Annotated in this window: 16 protein-coding genes; 8 read left to right on the top strand and 8 right to left on the bottom strand. The window is 43.4% G+C overall.

What is annotated here, in order from left to right; all coding sequences use genetic code 11:
- Positions 1-8: 8 nt before the first annotated feature.
- The 3 genes from LJ707_RS18295 to LJ707_RS18305 are packed head-to-tail and all read right to left on the bottom strand — an operon-like array spanning position 9 to position 1,887.
- Positions 9-776, bottom strand: a complete 768-nt coding sequence (locus LJ707_RS18295; protein WP_228953773.1) for an exodeoxyribonuclease III — start codon at positions 774-776, stop codon at positions 9-11.
- A gap of 56 nt (positions 777-832) precedes the next feature.
- Positions 833-1,531, bottom strand: coding sequence for a peptidylprolyl isomerase (locus LJ707_RS18300; protein WP_228953775.1), 699 nt, complete (start codon positions 1,529-1,531; stop codon positions 833-835).
- Positions 1,528-1,887: a hypothetical protein gene (locus LJ707_RS18305; protein ID WP_228954086.1), complete on the bottom strand. Its 360-nt coding sequence runs from the start codon at positions 1,885-1,887 to the stop codon at positions 1,528-1,530. The genes LJ707_RS18300 and LJ707_RS18305 overlap by 4 nt, the downstream gene beginning before the upstream one ends.
- 90 nt (positions 1,888-1,977) lie before the next feature.
- Here LJ707_RS18305 and LJ707_RS18310 point away from each other — a divergent pair, with 90 nt between their 5' ends.
- The 3 genes from LJ707_RS18310 (at position 1,978) to LJ707_RS18320 (ending at position 5,754) form a co-directional block, all read left to right on the top strand.
- Positions 1,978-2,304, top strand: a complete 327-nt coding sequence (locus LJ707_RS18310; RefSeq protein WP_228953778.1) for a hypothetical protein — start codon at positions 1,978-1,980, stop codon at positions 2,302-2,304.
- Between the two features lie 59 nt (positions 2,305-2,363).
- Positions 2,364-4,685: a TonB-dependent receptor domain-containing protein gene (locus LJ707_RS18315; RefSeq protein WP_228953780.1), complete on the top strand. Its 2,322-nt coding sequence runs from the start codon at positions 2,364-2,366 to the stop codon at positions 4,683-4,685.
- Between the two features lie 88 nt (positions 4,686-4,773).
- Positions 4,774-5,754, top strand: coding sequence for an alpha/beta fold hydrolase (locus LJ707_RS18320; RefSeq protein WP_228953782.1), 981 nt, complete (start codon positions 4,774-4,776; stop codon positions 5,752-5,754).
- Here the strand turns inward: LJ707_RS18320 and LJ707_RS18325 are convergent.
- From LJ707_RS18325 to LJ707_RS18335, 3 genes are read right to left on the bottom strand one after another with little or no spacing between them, the layout of a single operon-like run.
- On the bottom strand, positions 5,749-6,285 hold the full coding sequence (locus LJ707_RS18325) for an O-acetyl-ADP-ribose deacetylase (RefSeq protein WP_228953784.1): 537 nt from the start codon (positions 6,283-6,285) through the stop codon (positions 5,749-5,751). The two genes, LJ707_RS18320 and LJ707_RS18325, sit on opposite strands and share 6 nt — an antisense overlap.
- Positions 6,286-6,320: 35 nt before the next feature.
- Entirely contained in the window at positions 6,321-7,676 is a 1,356-nt protein-coding gene (locus LJ707_RS18330; protein WP_228953786.1) for a HAMP domain-containing sensor histidine kinase, read from the bottom strand.
- On the bottom strand, positions 7,673-8,371 hold the full coding sequence (locus LJ707_RS18335; protein ID WP_228953788.1) for a response regulator transcription factor: 699 nt from the start codon (positions 8,369-8,371) through the stop codon (positions 7,673-7,675). The genes LJ707_RS18330 and LJ707_RS18335 overlap by 4 nt, the downstream gene beginning before the upstream one ends.
- A 221-nt stretch (positions 8,372-8,592) precedes the next feature.
- Between LJ707_RS18335 and LJ707_RS18340 the strand changes: the two genes are divergently transcribed.
- The 5 genes from LJ707_RS18340 to LJ707_RS18360 are packed head-to-tail and all read left to right on the top strand — an operon-like array spanning position 8,593 to position 14,294.
- Positions 8,593-11,904, top strand: coding sequence for a DUF4175 family protein (locus tag LJ707_RS18340; protein WP_228953790.1), 3,312 nt, complete (start codon positions 8,593-8,595; stop codon positions 11,902-11,904).
- Between the two features lies 1 nt (position 11,905).
- The gene (locus LJ707_RS18345) at positions 11,906-12,328 is read left to right on the top strand and encodes an ATP-binding protein (protein ID WP_228953795.1); all 423 of its coding nucleotides are present in this window, start codon (positions 11,906-11,908) and stop codon (positions 12,326-12,328) included.
- Positions 12,328-12,753: an rRNA maturation RNase YbeY gene (gene ybeY, locus LJ707_RS18350; RefSeq protein ID WP_228953797.1), complete on the top strand. Its 426-nt coding sequence runs from the start codon at positions 12,328-12,330 to the stop codon at positions 12,751-12,753. The genes LJ707_RS18345 and ybeY overlap by 1 nt, the downstream gene beginning before the upstream one ends.
- A gap of 45 nt (positions 12,754-12,798) precedes the next feature.
- Positions 12,799-13,311, top strand: coding sequence for a glutathione peroxidase (locus LJ707_RS18355; RefSeq protein ID WP_228953799.1), 513 nt, complete (start codon positions 12,799-12,801; stop codon positions 13,309-13,311).
- A gap of 44 nt (positions 13,312-13,355) precedes the next feature.
- Positions 13,356-14,294, top strand: coding sequence for a hypothetical protein (locus tag LJ707_RS18360; protein ID WP_228953801.1), 939 nt, complete (start codon positions 13,356-13,358; stop codon positions 14,292-14,294).
- A 9-nt stretch (positions 14,295-14,303) separates the two neighbouring features.
- Here the strand turns inward: LJ707_RS18360 and LJ707_RS18365 are convergent, their stop codons facing one another.
- Together LJ707_RS18365 and LJ707_RS18370 are read right to left on the bottom strand one after the other, a co-directional pair.
- Positions 14,304-15,134: an MlaD family protein gene (locus tag LJ707_RS18365; protein ID WP_228953803.1), complete on the bottom strand. Its 831-nt coding sequence runs from the start codon at positions 15,132-15,134 to the stop codon at positions 14,304-14,306.
- On the bottom strand, positions 15,131-15,922 hold the full coding sequence (locus LJ707_RS18370; RefSeq protein ID WP_228953805.1) for an ABC transporter ATP-binding protein: 792 nt from the start codon (positions 15,920-15,922) through the stop codon (positions 15,131-15,133). Before LJ707_RS18370 ends, LJ707_RS18365 begins: the two co-directional genes overlap by 4 nt.
- Positions 15,923-15,926: the final 4 nt, after the last annotated feature.

Consider the following 15,926-nt stretch of genomic DNA (forward strand, 5'->3'; position numbering starts at 1 on the left):
TTGACGGATTAAAACTCCAGATCCAGCAACACCGGGCAATGGTCAGAATGCTTTGCTTCGGATAATATCGCCGCGCGGCGGATGTGGGGCTCAAGCGCTGAAGTTGCCATGTTGTAATCAATACGCCAGCCCAGGTTTTTAGCGCGGGCATTGGCGCGGAAACTCCACCAGGTATAGTTGTGCGGTTCCTGGTTCAGGTGCCTAAAAGTATCGATGAAACCCGAGTTGATAAAATTCTCCATCCAGTCGCGCTCGGCAGGTAAAAAGCCCGATGAGTTGGCGTTTGATTTTGGGTTGTGTATATCTATCGGCCTGTGGCAAATATTATAATCGCCGCAAACTACCAGCCTGGGGTGCGTTTGTTTTAGCTGTTGCAGGTAAGCGCCAAACTCATCCAGAAAGCGAAACTTAAAATCCTGACGCTCATCACCGCTTGAGCCCGACGGAAAGTATACGCTCATTACGGATACCTCATCAAAATCCACCCTGATGTTACGGCCTTCGCGGTCAAAATCGGCAATGCCGCAGCCGTACTCTACATGGTTGGGTATTTTTTTGGTAAAGATGGCGGTACCGCTGTACCCCTTTTTTTCGGCAGGGTACCAGTAATGCTGATAGCCCATCTCTTCAACCAAAAGCAAATCGGTCAATACATCAGGTGTAGCCTTTATCTCCTGCAAACAAACCACATCCGCATCGGTAGCCTGCAGCCATTCCAGCCAGTTTTTACTAATGGCTGAGCGTATTCCGTTAACGTTATAAGTAATTATCTTCATAAATATCGCCTTTAAGGCAGTAAAAGTCCGTTAAAAGAAAGTCCCCGCCAGGGGATTTAGGGGCGAGGGTTTAATATCTTATCCAACTGGTTACATTCCTTTTTGCTCAGCAGCTCAATCGTCATGGGTACATCTGTAAGCGGACGGTCGTTACCGTCGGTTTTTTGTGCGGCAATACGGTCAACCATATCCAGGCCGGTAATTACTTCGCCAAAAACTGTATAACTCTGGTCGAGATGCGGCGTGCCGCCAACAGCTTTATAGTATTCGCGCCAGCTTAATGGAATCTTGCGGCCTTTCAGGCGGGTTTGCTCCAGCTTATCAAGTTGCTCGTCGGTAAAGCGCTTGCCTTCCACAATATAAAACTGGTAACTGCTCGATGCCTTGTCGGGATTATCCTCGCGGGCAGCGGCCAATACGCCTTTTTTATGAAATATGCTATCGCGAAACTCGGCTGGTACGGTATACGTTTCTTTGCCATTCCCTAAAGTATCGCCCGGTTTTGCATTTTTGGAGGTTGGGTCGCCGCCCTGTATCATAAAATCCTTGATCACCCTATGAAACAGCGAACCATTAAGTGTACCGGCCTTGGCCAGTTTTATAAAGTTATCGCGATGCAGCGGTGTTTCATTATACAGGCGGATTATGCAGGTGCCGTATATGGTTTTAATACGCACATACTGGTTTTCAGGCCCTTTGGCAAAAGCGCCAATGCTGCAAAGCAGCAATAAAAAAGCGAATAAAATTTTCTTCATACCTGATCTTCGTACGGATATATATCTGCAAAATAATCAACAATAAGCGTTTTCAGTACCATTTCCTGCTCAAGCAGGGTATAGTTTGGTATTTGTTTTACCAGTTTCCAATGCGGCCAGCCGTCCTGGTCAAGTCCTTCCAGTTCATAAAACCCCATTTGGCTAAAAAGGCGGCAGTTGGCAATGTGCATCAACTCCTCTTTTTGCCTTTTGGTAAATTTACGCGGCCCTTGCCCCAGTTCCTGCACACCTATTAAAAACAACATCACCTTCATATCGGGTGTGTCGGTATCAAAATCCCTGGCGATGTGCTGTTGCAGCGCGTCCCATCTTTTATTTACTTCGGCAGGTTTCATACCGGCAAATATACATTTCACAATATTGTTACCCTATGCTGATGATTTGTTTATTTGTATTAAACTATATTTGTCCAAATTGCAATCATCTTGAAAAAGAAGCGTTACACATTGATCGCCGCCTGGCTATTACTGTTCTGCTTTATAGCAGGGCAGGCTGTAGTGTATTCGCATCAGCACCACATCTTGAAAGGCATCCACCACACGGATGCCCAAGCAAAGGGCCGAACGCAGGTTAGCGAAAAATGCCAGATTTGCGACAGCATGCACCATGCAGACATGGCGCTGCACCAAAATTATGTTGCCTTTGACCTGCAGGCAACGCTGTTTAACCATCCATCCGTTAAGTTTGAATTTAAACCCTTTGGCCTCATACTTGCCGATGGGCTCTCCCCTCCTGTTTTCATATTATCCTAAAAAAGAGAGAACACACCACCCGCGAAAGCGGTATTTATTTATTTTTCTGAACGATAATCATGAAATTCAAGCTATTGATATGCTTGCTATTGGTTTTTTTCCAAAGCATGGCATCAACCCCTGTAATTACTTTAAAAGGCAAAGTTGTTGATAATAACAGCCAGCCACTACCCGGTGCTACCGTAACTTTTCCTGACCTTAAAATATCAACCCAAACTGACGCGAACGGCGAATTTTCGCTTAACAACCTGCCTGCACGCGGTAAGTTTTTAGTACAGATACAATTTGTGGGCTTCCGTACCCTTACCCAACTGGTTGATATGGCTGCCACCACCCCACCGGTATTTACTTTGCAAACCAGTGTTATTGAAACACGTGAGGTAGTAATAACCGGCACACCCATAAGCGGCAACAGCAAACAAAACAGCACATCGGCTACTACAGTTACCCGCGACCAGTTGCTGCGCCCATCAACCAATATTATTGACGCGCTGGCCAGCCAGGTACCGGGCATGTCGCAAATAACTACCGGCCCATCTATATCAAAACCTGTTATTCGTGGCCTGGGTTATAACCGCGTGGTTACCCTGAGCAACGGCATTAAACAGCAAGGCCAGCAATGGGGCGATGAACATGGTATTGAGATTGACCAATATGGTGCTGACCGCGTGGAAGTTTTACGCGGCGCGGCTTCGCTGCTTTACGGATCGGACGCGCTGGGCGGCGTTATAAACCTGCTCGACCCGCTTACCCCACCAAGCGGACAAATAAAAGGCGAATTTTTAACCAACTATGCTACCAATAACGGCCTTACCGGTACATCATTAATGCTTACCGGCAATGAGGATGGCCTGGTATGGCGCGCCCGGGGATCATACAAAAATGCCTACTCGTTTAAAACGCCCGATTATTATTTCCCGAACTCCGGTTTTAACGAAACCAACATTAGCGGTATGCTGGGTTTGAACAAACAATGGGGTTATTCGCACATCAATTTCTCGTACTTTAAAAACAATATCGGCTTTTTTGATGCTGACCCGGCTAACGGGTTCAACTTTTTAAAAGAGGATGGCGAACCATTTACTAATGACGATTACAAAAGCCGCAGCCTGCTATTCCCCCGTCAGGATATCAGGCATTATAAAATAAACTGGGATAATAACTTCATTATCGGCAGTGGTTTTTTAAAGGTAAACCTGGGCTACCAAAAAAATCAGCGCCGCGAACTGGAGGAAAGCACTGATCCATCCCTGTTTTTTGACCTGAATACCTATACAGGCGATGTTAAATACTACCTGCCCGAAAGCAATGGCTGGCAGCCTGTATTTGGCGCAAGCACAGAGATAGGTAAGAGCCAGAATAAAGGCCAGGAGTTTTTAGTACCCGATTATAATTCATACGGAATAGGCGCATTTGCTTACGTAAAAAAGACCTGGGATAAAAACACCTTTAACGCCGGTATCCGGTATGATTACCGCAAGAATACGGGTAAAGGCCTGGTAGAAGAAGGCGAAACACGCTTTGAGCCCTTCACCAATAAATTCTCAAACATTAGCGGCGCGTTAGGCTATACCCACCAGTTTAATGATCAGCTAAACTTTAAGGCCAATGCCGGTACAGCATTCCGTGCGCCAAACCCCGCCGAACTGGCATCAAATGGTGTACACGAGGGTACCTTTCGCTATGAGGTTGGTAACTCTACCCTGGCACCGGAGCGCAGCTACCAGGCCGATGCGACACTGGAGTATGATAACAAATTTGTGAGTGCCAGTGTAGGTATTTACGAGAATTACATCCATAACTTTATTTACGCTTCGCACACGCAGGGCGATGTGCAGCAAGACGTGGATGAAGATGGCAATCAAACCCAGTACGATGTTTACCGCTACGGCCAGGTAAATGCCAATTTGTATGGTTTTGAGGGAAGCTTAACCTTACACCCGGTAAGCTTTATTCACTTAGAGAATACATTTGGCTATACCCATGCGCAAAATAACACGCTTGACCGGCCTTTGGCTTTTATACCTGCAGGTTCGTTAAGAAATACGCTGCGTTTTGAGCCGAATATTAAAGGTTTGAAACAATCATACATTTATGTTGGCATTGATAACTTTTTTAAACAAGGCCGTTTTGATGACACCTTTGAAACTGGTACCGACGGCTATACCTTACTAAATGCCGGCTTAGGCACTACGGTAAAACTGGGCAACCAGCCGCTTAAACTATATGTGGCAGGCAATAACCTGCTTAACAAAAAGTATTACGATGCGCTTAGCCGTTACAAACCCGGCCGCCTGAGCAGTGAGGACCCTACATTTGGTATTTACAACCCGGGCCGAAACATTACGTTCGGGGTTTACCTGCCATTTTCGGTAAAATAATATAAACGTACAAACGCCTCCTGATAACTTAGGAGGCGTTTTTGCTTAAAGGATAAACTTTTAATGGGGTAAGCTGTATGTTACTATAATGAAAAATATTGCACTTACCCTTTTTGCGGCCATATTTTACCTGGGCGCTTACGCGCAGCCCGATACCGTTTCCATAACGCTTGATAATGTTGCTTACCCTTACCCGGTTAAGTTTTTACCGGTGACAACCAACGGACAGGATTTGCGGATGGCTTATATGGATGTACAGCCTACCGGCAATGGTAACGGCAAAACGGTAATGCTTTTTCATGGTAAGAATTTTGGGGGATATTACTGGACCAATGTAATAAAAGCCTTAACCGAAAAAGGCTATCGCGTAGTGGTGCCCGATCAGTTGGGTTTCGGTAAATCATCAAAGGCTTTTATACACTACAGCTTTTATAAAATGGCGAGCCTTAATAAAAAACTGCTGGATACTTTAGGCATTAAAAAGGCTTATATACTCGGCCACTCCATGGGTGGTATGCTGGCTACAAGGTTTACGTTGATGTACCCCGGAACGGTTGAGAAACTTTTATTAGAAAACCCTATCGGTTTGGAAGATTACCTGTCATTCGTGCCCTATAAAAGCGCTGAGGAGCTATATAAAAGCGAACTTAAAACCACAGCCGAAAGCGTAAAGAAATATTACCAGACATCATACTTTGAGGAGTGGAAGCCGGAATACGATTACCTGGTTAAAATAGGCGGCAATGTAAGCAGGAGCGCCGATTTTCCGCGTTATGCCATGGTATCGGCATTAACTTACGAGATGATATTTGAGCAGCCGGTTTGCCATGAGTTCGGTAATATAAAGGTGCCCACCGTTTTGTTTATCGGGTTGGAAGATAATACCATTGTGGGTAAAGCTTACCTATCGCCGGAGGAGCAAGCCAAACATGGCAACTATAAAAAGCTGGCCCCGGAAACAGCCAGAAAAATACCGGGCGCTAAACTAATCAGTTACCCGGGCGTTAAGCACGTTCCGCATTGGCAAATACCCGATAAATTTTTAAAAGATCTTATAAGTAATTTATAACGCTTTACCGCCCAACCGTTGTTGGTACAGTTGATAGTTATCATCATCAAAGCATACAAAAAACACCCTGGTAATGGTATCATCAATATTTAAAAACTCAGCAACTGTTTCAATCGCAATATCAGCCGCCTCCTGTTTAGGAAAATGATATATACCCGTGCTGATATTGGGGAACGCAATTGTTTTTATACTGTTATGTACTGCCAGTTTTAAACTATTACGATAGGCATTGGCTAAAAGCACCGCGGCTTTGTTTGCGCTATTGCCGCTCCATACAGGCCCAACGGTATGGATAACATACTTTGCAGGCAGGTTACCGCCGGTGGTTATTACGGCTTCGCCTGTTTTGCAGCCGCCCTGTTTATCCCTGATTTTTATGCACTGATCTAAAATAGCATTTCCTCCGGCACGATGTATGGCACCATCAACGCCGCCACCACCAAGTAATGAAGTATTGGCCGCGTTCACAATGGCATCAACCTGTTGTTTGGTAATGTCGCCCTGTATTACTTGTATCCTGCTGCTTTTCATGTTGATTTAACAAGCAACGTCTTTCAATGTTGGGCTTATTCGGCAACGGGTAACAGTATTTGCATTTCTGTGCCCTGTTGCTCTTCAGAGTGGATGTTTATTGAACCCTTATGCAATTTAATGATGTTGAGGGTTAGCGGCAAACCGATACCATAACCGGCAAACTGCCCCGTGTTTGATGCTCGAAAAAATGGCTCAAAAACGTGCCGTTGCTCCGGCTTGGGTATACCTATACCCCTGTCGGTAACGGTGATTATTATTGTACCGTTACGTGATATTATTTTTACTGATACCGGCTGGTTGCTTGAATACTTGCAAGCGTTCATCACAATATTACTTAAAGCCAGGTGCAACAGATTAATATTACCTTCGGTTTGTAATTGCCGTTCATCATCCGGCAAGGCCGAAAAGTCAATATCTATCACACCGTCAGGCGCTATCTTACGTACCGATTCGGCCACGGTGATCACCAATTCGTCAAGCCTGATCAGTTGCCAGTTTTGCTTTTTACCGTCAAAACCGCTTTGTGCCAGGCCTAACAGGCTGGTAAGTATATTTTCCAGTTTTTCCGCTTCCAGCAAAATGATTTTTACATTGGCTGCCGCGTCAGCATCCAGTCCCTTTTTAGCAAGCAGAAGTTCTGTTTCGCCGGTTATGATGCTCAGCGGGGTACGCAACTCGTGCGAGGCATTGCTCACAAAATTGTTCTGTGTGTCAAAGGCTGTTTCCAGCCGGTTAAGCATATTGTTAAAGGTTGATACCAACTCGGCTATTTCATCCTTACCCTTTACCTCTTCAACACGCATATGCAGGTTGTTGGCCGTAATGTTTTTTACACTTTTTATGAGATTACGTATAGGCTTTGTTGTATAGTGCGAAAATATATAACCTACTATGTATGATAGTATGAGCGAGATAATAAAAATGATGATGAGTATCTTTCGCAACTCGTTCAGCTCTTTATAGCCATACGGATCAACCGCTTCGGCAATAACTATATACCTGCCGTAAGGTGTAATAAATAATGCCCCTGAGTAAAAGTGATTTTTTTGATTGTAACGGGCTTTGCTACCGCTTAAAATAGTACTGTAAAACTCGGCAGGCAAATGTAAAGGCTTTTTAAAGCTGCTATCTGCATTCATCTTTACCACAAAATCACGCTCTCCTTCAAGTTTTTCAAGGTTACGTGACTTTGCTTCCTGGTAAACAGCAGTACGCCCGTCCGGGTGAATTTTTATCTGCGCGGCAAAACGTACACGCGCTTCAAGCCGTTTAAAAAAATCCTCAAAATTAAATTCAGAAACAAAGTAAAATATAGCAGCGTTCATCACCAGCAGCCCAACTGTTGATATGGCAAAGAACAGCAGCGTTATTTTACTTTGCAGTTTCATTCACCCTCGGTTTTGAACATATAGCCCATACCAAAAACCGTTTGAATAAGGCGGGTGGCATAATTATTATCCAATTTTTTACGCAGGTAGTTTACATATACATCAACCACGTTTGTACCCATGTTAAAGTCAATATCCCAAACGTTCTCCAGTATCTGTATGCGTGATAGTACTTTGTTGGGGTTTTTTACAAAATATTCCAGTAGCCTGTATTCAGTTGCGGTAAGGTTGATCTGTTTATCGCCCCGTTTGGCTGTTTTTGATACCAGGTCAACCTCAAGGTCGGCCACGGTTACTACATCTTTAGGGGCGGTATTATTACGGCTGCGGCGCATTAAGGTGCGTATGCGGGCTTCCAGTTCGGCAAGTTTAAAAGGTTTGGCTATGTAATCATCAGCGCCGCTATCCAATCCGGTTATAATATTTTCGGTGCTTGAAAGCGCGGTGAGCATAACAATGGGTATGGCATCATCCTTTTTGCGGATCTCCCTGCATATCTGCACGCCATTCATACCCGGCAGCATAATATCCAGTATCAGCAAATCAAACTGGTAGCTATTTGCCATTTGCAGCCCGGTAACTCCGTCGGGCGCAATACTTACTTCCATACCCACTGCGGCAAGCCCTCTGCTGATAACCGAAGCAAGCCCGGGTTCGTCTTCAACTACTAAAACTTTTTTATCTTTTAATATCATGCTACAGCTTTAACGGTAATGGTTATTAATAAACCAATTATAAGTAATTAAGTTCGGAGCCATACAGTTTGAAGTTAAAAAGTTGCTTAACTGCAATCAAAGGGGGTTATTGAGCCAATTATTTGGCTGTAAAGCTTTTTATTTTTTAATACTTAGCATCAATACGATTTATTTTCTGATTTTCGTTTTTAACATACAATTAACCTGCGGAAACCGTACTAATGAATAATGCTGATAACTTTGACCTGCTCATTGTTAAGGTAAATACTTTTATCCGGAAGTATTACTTTAACAATTTGCTGCGGGGCATTATTCTTTTAGGTGCCGGGCTGTTTTCGCTGTACCTCATTATAGCACTGGCTGAGTATTTCGGCAATTTCAATATTGTATTACGCTCGGTATTATTTTACCTTTTTATACTGATAAACGTGGCTTTGCTGGTGTGGTTGGTAATACCATCATTTTTAGCCTGGCTGCGTATTGGCAAAACCATTACTTATGATGAAGCCGCGGTTATTATAGGCAGGCACTTTGGCAACGTTAATGATAAGCTGCTTAACACCCTTCAGTTAAAAAAACAGGCATTGGCCGACCCAAACCAGCGGCAATTGCTGGAGGCCGGTATCGATCAAAAAATAAATGAGCTCAATCCGGTAAGCTTTCCTTCGGCTATAAATTTAAAAGAGAATACGCGTTATCTTAAATGGATACTTATACCGCTTGGGGCAATATGTATAATTGCACTGGCCGCGCCATCAATACTGACCGACAGTACCGAACGCCTGCTAAAACATGATAAATATTTTGCACCGGTAGCTCCGTTCAGGTTTGTGGTGCAAAACCCATCGCTTACAGCAGTACAGGGCGATGACCTTACCCTTGAACTAAAGCTGGAAGGCAACAACCTGCCAACAGATGTTTATATTGAAAATGGCGGCAACACGTTCAGGCTCGAAAAAAAGTCGGTAAGCAGCTTTACTTACACTTTTAAAAATTTGCAGCAAAATGTACCATTCAGGCTTACGGCCAACGGCTATAATTCAACACCTTATGTAGTTAACGTAAACTACAAGCCTACGCTGGTAAGCTTTGATGCTACGTTACAATACCCGGCCTATCTGCATAAACAAACTGAAACCATTGCCAACGCTGGCGATCTGACAATACCGGCTGGTACCCTGGTTAAGTGGCATATTAAAACGCAACATGCCTCAACCCTGGCATTTAATATCGGGCAAAAGCAACATGTGCTTAGTGCAGTGGCTGAGGATATGTTTACGTACCAGGAAAAAATAACCAGCAACACATCATACAAAATAAGCGCCTCAAACCAGGCGGTAAAGCGCAATACCGATTCATCCGCTTATAATATTAATATGGTGGCCGATCAGGCGCCGGCCATTTCGGCTGAGCAAAAGCAGGATTCGGTAAGCAGCAAGGCGCTTTATTTTAACGGTTCGATACAGGATGACCATGGCTTTTCGGCATTAACATTTAATTACCGCATTGGCGATAAGTTGTACCGCTTACCTGTAAAGGCCGAACTCTCGCAAACTCAGGCTGGTTTTTTCTTTTTTTGGAACCTGAAAGAACTTAAACTGCCCGAGGGCGCGCAGGTATCTTATTATTTTGAAGTGGCGGATAACGATGCTGTATCAGGCCCTAAAAAAGCCCGCACACCCGAGCAAACATTGAACATTCCAGATGCCAAACAGCTTAATGAACAATTAGCGGCCGGTACAAAGGCGGTAGCTGATAAAACACAATCAGCCATTAAGCTGGCTGCACAGATAGAACGCGAATCGCAAAAACTCAATCAGCAATTACTTGATAAGAATAACCTGAGCTTTGAAGAGAAGAAACAGGTGGAGCAACTGTTGCAAAAAAAGCTGGAGCTGAATAAACTGGTAAAAGATATACAGGACGAGAACCGAAAAAACCAATATAACCGCCAGGAGAACCAGCAGCAAAGTAGCGAATTGCAACAAAAACAGCAACAAATTGCAGACTTGTTCAACAACGTGCTTGATCCTAAAACACAGGATCTGCTAAAAAAATTACAGGATTTGCTTGATAAAGGTGAAAAAGATGATACCCGAGATGAACTTAAAAAAATGCAGCAGGATAACCACTCCTTAAAAAAGGAACTTGACCGCGTGCTGGAACTGTATAAAAAACTGGCCTTTGACCAAAAAGTTGAGCAGAATATCAATCAGCTCAATAAGTTAGCTGAAGAGCAAAAGAAACTTGCCGAACAAACCACGAAACAAAACCAGGATAAAAACGAGCTGCTGCAAAAGCAACAAAAACTTAAAGAAGAGTTTAATGAGGCGAAAAAATCGTTGGATGAACTCAAAAAAGATAACGAGGCGCTGAGCGAAAAAATGGATCTGAAAGATCAGCAAAAACAAGGCGAAGAAGTTGACCAGCAGATGGACGACAGTAAGCAGAACCTGCAAAAAAACGACAAGCAAAAGGCTGCAAAGGCTCAGCAGCAGGCGGCACAAAAAATGCAGCAAATGGCCGCAAAAATGCAGCAACAGCAGCAGGAGGGCGAGGAAAGCGAGAATAACGTTAATGCCGAGCAATTGCGCGAGCTTTTAAAAAGTTTGGTTAACAGCTCTTTTTCGCAGGAAAAACTGATGGTGTTATTACGGGGCATAAGCCCGGCCGACCCCGGCTACACAGGCCTTGCCCAGCAACAAAAGGATATTAAGGATAACCTTAAAACAGCCGAGGATAGTTTGTATTCGCTTAGTAAGCGGGTGCCGCAAATACAATCAGCGGTTAATAAGGAAGTAACTGCCATTAATGAAAATATTGATAAAGCATTGAGTATGATGGGTGAGCGCCGAAGTGCCGAAGCAGGCCGGAGCCAGCAGTACGCCATGACCGCCATGAACAATTTGGCATTACTATTGAGTGAAGCGCTTGAACAATTGCAAAATATGCAAAACCGCCAGGGTGGCGGCAAAGGCAAAAAACAGCAATCGGTATCGCAACTGGCAAAAATGCAACAGCAGCTTAATAAGAATATGCAACAGGCCCGGCAGCAAATGCAGCAGCAGGGCAACCAGGGCAAAAGCGGCCAGGGGCAAAACAGCATGAGCGAGCAATTGGCACGCATGGCAAGGCAGCAACAGCAAATACGCCAGGCGCTTGATCAGATAAACCGCGAACAGAACAAGGATGGGCGTAATGGGTCGGGTAATCTGGACAAAATATCAAAAGAAATGGAACAAACGGAGAACGATATCGTAAACAGACGAATAACGGAGGAAACCGTAAAGCGCCAGCAACAGATACAAACACGCCTGCTTGATGCCGAAAAGGCAGAGCAGCAACGTGAGCAGGATAATAAAAGACAAAGCGCTGCCGGTAAAGATATGCCCCCCGGTTATATTAAGGCCTTACAGAACTACCAACAGATTAAAACCAAACAAACCGAACAACTGCGTACCGTATCGCCGGCGTTCAATTTATATTATAAGAATAAAATACAAGCTTACTTTGAACAACTTAATGGAAAGTAAAATGGAACATGATAATGTTCACACCAGTGAACTATATACGTTGCAGCTTCCATCAAAATTAGAGAGCATTGCACAGCTCGAAGCTTTGATTGAAGAATTAGCCGATAAATATAATGTGAGTGACGATGTTTTTGCCAATATGATGACCTGCCTTAACGAGGCTGTAATGAATGCTATTTTACATGGCAACAAGCAGGATGAAAGCAAAATTGTGATTGTAAATGCTGAAGCCGATGCAAAACGCATTGTATGGACCGTAACGGATGAGGGCGATGGTTTTGACTATAACCACTTGCCTGATCCGACTGCGCCCGAAAACCTGGAAAACCTTACAGGGAGGGGTGTATTCATATTAAAACAACTGGCCGATCAGTGCATATTTAACAGCCGCGGTAATGAAATTGAACTACACTTTAAGATATAATGCCCGCTATACAATTTTTTGAAGAAGACATTCAATTTAAGCTGAAACATAAAACACAGGTAAGGCAATGGATAAAAGCCACCATTGAGGCTGAGGGATATAAGTTAAAGGAACTCAACTATATTTTTTGCTCAGACGCTTACCTGATAGAGATAAACCGGCAGTACTTAAACCACGATACATATACCGATATTGTAACCTTTGATAACAGCGAGATACAAGGGAACATTGTAGGTGATATTTTTATTTCTGTTGAACGTACCCGCGAAAATGCCGCCAAGTTTGGCGTTGCCGAAGCTGATGAATTGCACCGCGTTGTTATTCACGGGGCATTGCATTTGCTTGGCTATACTGATAAAAAGCCTTCCGATAAAAAAAATATGACACTAAAAGAGGATTATTATTTGAGCAAACGCTCATTTTAATTCATAATTTTACCTTTATAAATCTCTATATCAATTTATTGAACCATGAAAACATTGACCATATTACTGGCATTATTATTTGTTGCACCGGCAAAAAGCGTGTACGATTTTAAACTAAAATCAATTGAAGGCAAAGAATTCTCGCTGGCTAAATACAAGGGCAAAAAAGTATTGATCGTTAATACAGCATCTGAATGCGGTTTTACACCACAGTACGCCGAATTGCAAAAGCTTGCCGATAAGTATAAGGACAAACTGGTGGTTATCGGTTTCCCGGCAAACAACTTTGGCGGCCAGGAGCCTGGTGCTAATTTGGAGATCAAATCATTTTGCCAAAAGAACTACGGCGTTACCTTTCCGCTAAGCGAAAAAGTTAGTGTTAAGGGAGATGACATCAGTCCGCTGTTTGCCTACCTTACTACTGCCGAAAACCCTGACTTTACCGGCGAGATAAAATGGAACTTTGAGAAATTCCTGATTGATGAGAACGGAAAGCTTATCCACCGTTTTCGCTCAAAAACAACACCGCTATCACCAGAGATAACAAATGCATTATAAATAAAGAAGGCGCTTAAAGGCGCCTCTTTTATTTAACAAGCGTTATGCAATACGCGCATTCGGTAAGCGTTAACAGCATAATGAAAAACCTGTTACAATTTTTAAAAAAACCTTATCTATATCTTTTACTGGTACGTTACTCTTTGGCAATTACCATGTTGCCTTATGCGTTTACCAAAATACTCCGTACCCAGTTTGTACTTACTTCATCATCGTTATTAACACCGCTTGAACAAACACCCGGAACAGTTTTAACCTGGGCTTTTTTAGGCCACTCACCCTGGTTTGAGGTGTTACTGGGCTTTTTTGAGTTGATACCTGCCCTGCTACTGTTTTTTAGAAGGACAACCTTTTTAGGCGCAGTATTAATGCTACCGGTAACCCTTAATGTTTTCCTGATAAACTATGCGTTGGAGCTGTGGGATGCTACAAAACTTATTGCCACGGTACTATTAATTCTCAATCTTTTAATATTATTTATTGAGTGGAAAAAGGTGTTGGGCATATTGAAATTAATGCTATCTGAAACGCGTAAGTTAAATTTTATACGTACAGAATGGTTGATCAATACGCTGATTATTACGCTATGTGTATGGTCTTTTTGCCCTGGGCTATTAAATTATAGCCGCATAAACGATGAACTCATAGGCGACTGGTTTAATAATCATCCTATTGAATGGGTACAAACTGAAGAACGATTGAATGATAGTTTAATAACTAATAAAAATTTAAAAATATATTTTAACCAGTTAGGTACCTATAACGAAACCGGAGGTATCGCTGTATCGCCATATCAATATCAGCTTGATCGGGGCAACAATACCATCAAATTCATCTACCAGTATAACCACCAAAGCTTTTCATGTAACTATAAGTTATCAGGCGATACCTTAATACTTGAGCGTTTGGTTGACAAGGAAAATCCTAAAAAACTAACCCGAACTTTTACTAAAAGGATCATGAACATGCAGCCAAAAATTTAGCGTAATTCATTAGTTTCCTTCTTCCTGCTTTTTCTTAACCTCTTCTTCCTGTTTTTTACGTTCTTCTTCGGCTTTTTCCTGAGCCTTCTTTTTTTCTTTTTCAGCCTTTTCCTGGGCCTTGCGGATCGAATCCTGCCTGGCTTTGGCTGCCTTCTCCTTCTTTTTAAAGAAACCACGCAGCAGGAAGTTACTTTGCGCCGCTTTCAAATCTTCGTGCAGGGTAACGGTGGCCGCGTCAACCGTTTTTATGGTTGATTTTGCCTGCTTAACGGTGCCGCGCAGGTCGTCCGCTATCTTATCGTCGTTCAGCAGGCGGCCAAGGCTGCCTTTGCCGTTGTTGATCTTGTAAACCACGTCAGACAGGTTGGCTGATAATTTTTCGGCATTATCGGCTACCCTGGTCAGCTTGTTAATCATCTTATCCACATCCAGCGGGTTAACCGCGGTCAGTTTATCGCCGTTTTGTACCACTTCCTGTGTTTTTACACCGCCCGGGGCTATGGCCACCAGCTTATCCCCCATCAAACCATCACTGCTAATGCTCAACCTGGAATCCTTTTTAATGAATTTATTTACGTTGCTGTTAAGGGTAAGGTCAACCCGAACCATGCTATCGGTAACTATGGTTATGTTTTCAACCACACCTACATTTATGCCGGCAAAGCGTACATTATTGCCCACCTGCAAGCCGCTCACGTTTTTAAACTCTCCATAAACGTTAAAGGTGGAATTAAACATGCTTTTTTGGCTGCCTATTAAAAATATAGCTACCACCAGCACGGCTATGCCAAGTACAGAGAATAAACCGATTTTTATTTTTTGGGAAGATGTTGCTTTCATTTCTGTTCGTTAAAAAAGGATCGTACAAATTCATTATCTGAAGCCTGCAGCTCTTCATAACTGCCTTCGGCTATATATTCACCATCGTTCATCACCACAACACGGTCGGCGGTTATTTTGGCGCACTCCAGGTCGTGGGTTATGATGATGGATGATGTTTTATATTTTCGCTGCATATTGAGTATAAGCTCGCTGATCTCGCGCGAGGTGATCGGGTCAAGCCCGGTGGTGGGTTCATCATACAGCATAATTTCAGGCTTTACAATAAGTGTACGGGCCAAGCCGATGCGTTTGCGCATACCGCCTGACAGGTCGGACGGCATTTTATCGGCCGCGTCAGCCAATCCTACGCCCTCCAGCACTTCTTCAATGCGTTGGTCAATCTCTTGCTGGTCTTTAAGCTTTAAAACCCGTGTAAGCGGAAATTCGAGATTTTCACGCACGGTCATCGAATCGTACAAGGCTCCGCTTTGAAACAGGAAGCCCAACCTGATACGTAGTTGTTTCAGTTCATCCTCATTCATTTCGGTAACGGCTTCGCCAAATACATCAAGCTCGCCATCATCAGGCGTTAGCAGCCCTGCTATACATTGTATAGTTACTGATTTTCCCTGGCCGGATCGGCCAAGCACTACTACATTCTCGCCACGTTTAAGGTCGAGATTGATATCGCGCAGCACCTCCTTATCACCAAAGGATTTTTTGAGGCCTTTAATATGGATAACCACCTCATTATTGTTAACCTTATCCGTTTGTTCTGCTATTGCTATATCGTTCTTTTGCGCCATGATA

The organism is Mucilaginibacter sp. UR6-1 (assembly GCF_020880975.1).
Classification (GTDB): Bacteria; Bacteroidota; Bacteroidia; order Sphingobacteriales; family Sphingobacteriaceae; genus Mucilaginibacter.

What these genes read in the sequence shown, in the direction of transcription:
- LJ707_RS18295 (WP_228953773.1), bottom strand. Translation starts at nt 776, where the DNA reads ATGAAGATAATTACTTATAACGTTAACGGAATACGCTCAGCCATTAGT.
- LJ707_RS18300 (WP_228953775.1), bottom strand. Translation starts at nt 1,531, where the DNA reads ATGAAGAAAATTTTATTCGCTTTTTTATTGCTGCTTTGCAGCATTGGC.
- LJ707_RS18305 (WP_228954086.1), bottom strand. Translation starts at nt 1,887, where the DNA reads ATGAAACCTGCCGAAGTAAATAAAAGATGGGACGCGCTGCAACAGCAC.
- LJ707_RS18315 (WP_228953780.1), top strand. Translation starts at nt 2,364, where the DNA reads ATGAAATTCAAGCTATTGATATGCTTGCTATTGGTTTTTTTCCAAAGC.
- LJ707_RS18320 (WP_228953782.1), top strand. Translation starts at nt 4,774, where the DNA reads ATGAAAAATATTGCACTTACCCTTTTTGCGGCCATATTTTACCTGGGC.
- LJ707_RS18325 (WP_228953784.1), bottom strand. Translation starts at nt 6,285, where the DNA reads ATGAAAAGCAGCAGGATACAAGTAATACAGGGCGACATTACCAAACAA.
- LJ707_RS18330 (WP_228953786.1), bottom strand. Translation starts at nt 7,676, where the DNA reads ATGAAACTGCAAAGTAAAATAACGCTGCTGTTCTTTGCCATATCAACA.
- LJ707_RS18335 (WP_228953788.1), bottom strand. Translation starts at nt 8,371, where the DNA reads ATGATATTAAAAGATAAAAAAGTTTTAGTAGTTGAAGACGAACCCGGG.
- LJ707_RS18340 (WP_228953790.1), top strand. Translation starts at nt 8,593, where the DNA reads ATGAATAATGCTGATAACTTTGACCTGCTCATTGTTAAGGTAAATACT.
- LJ707_RS18345 (WP_228953795.1), top strand. Translation starts at nt 11,906, where the DNA reads ATGGAACATGATAATGTTCACACCAGTGAACTATATACGTTGCAGCTT.
- ybeY (WP_228953797.1), top strand. Translation starts at nt 12,328, where the DNA reads ATGCCCGCTATACAATTTTTTGAAGAAGACATTCAATTTAAGCTGAAA.
- LJ707_RS18355 (WP_228953799.1), top strand. Translation starts at nt 12,799, where the DNA reads ATGAAAACATTGACCATATTACTGGCATTATTATTTGTTGCACCGGCA.
- LJ707_RS18360 (WP_228953801.1), top strand. Translation starts at nt 13,356, where the DNA reads ATGCAATACGCGCATTCGGTAAGCGTTAACAGCATAATGAAAAACCTG.
- LJ707_RS18365 (WP_228953803.1), bottom strand. Translation starts at nt 15,134, where the DNA reads ATGAAAGCAACATCTTCCCAAAAAATAAAAATCGGTTTATTCTCTGTA.
- LJ707_RS18370 (WP_228953805.1), bottom strand. Translation starts at nt 15,922, where the DNA reads ATGGCGCAAAAGAACGATATAGCAATAGCAGAACAAACGGATAAGGTT.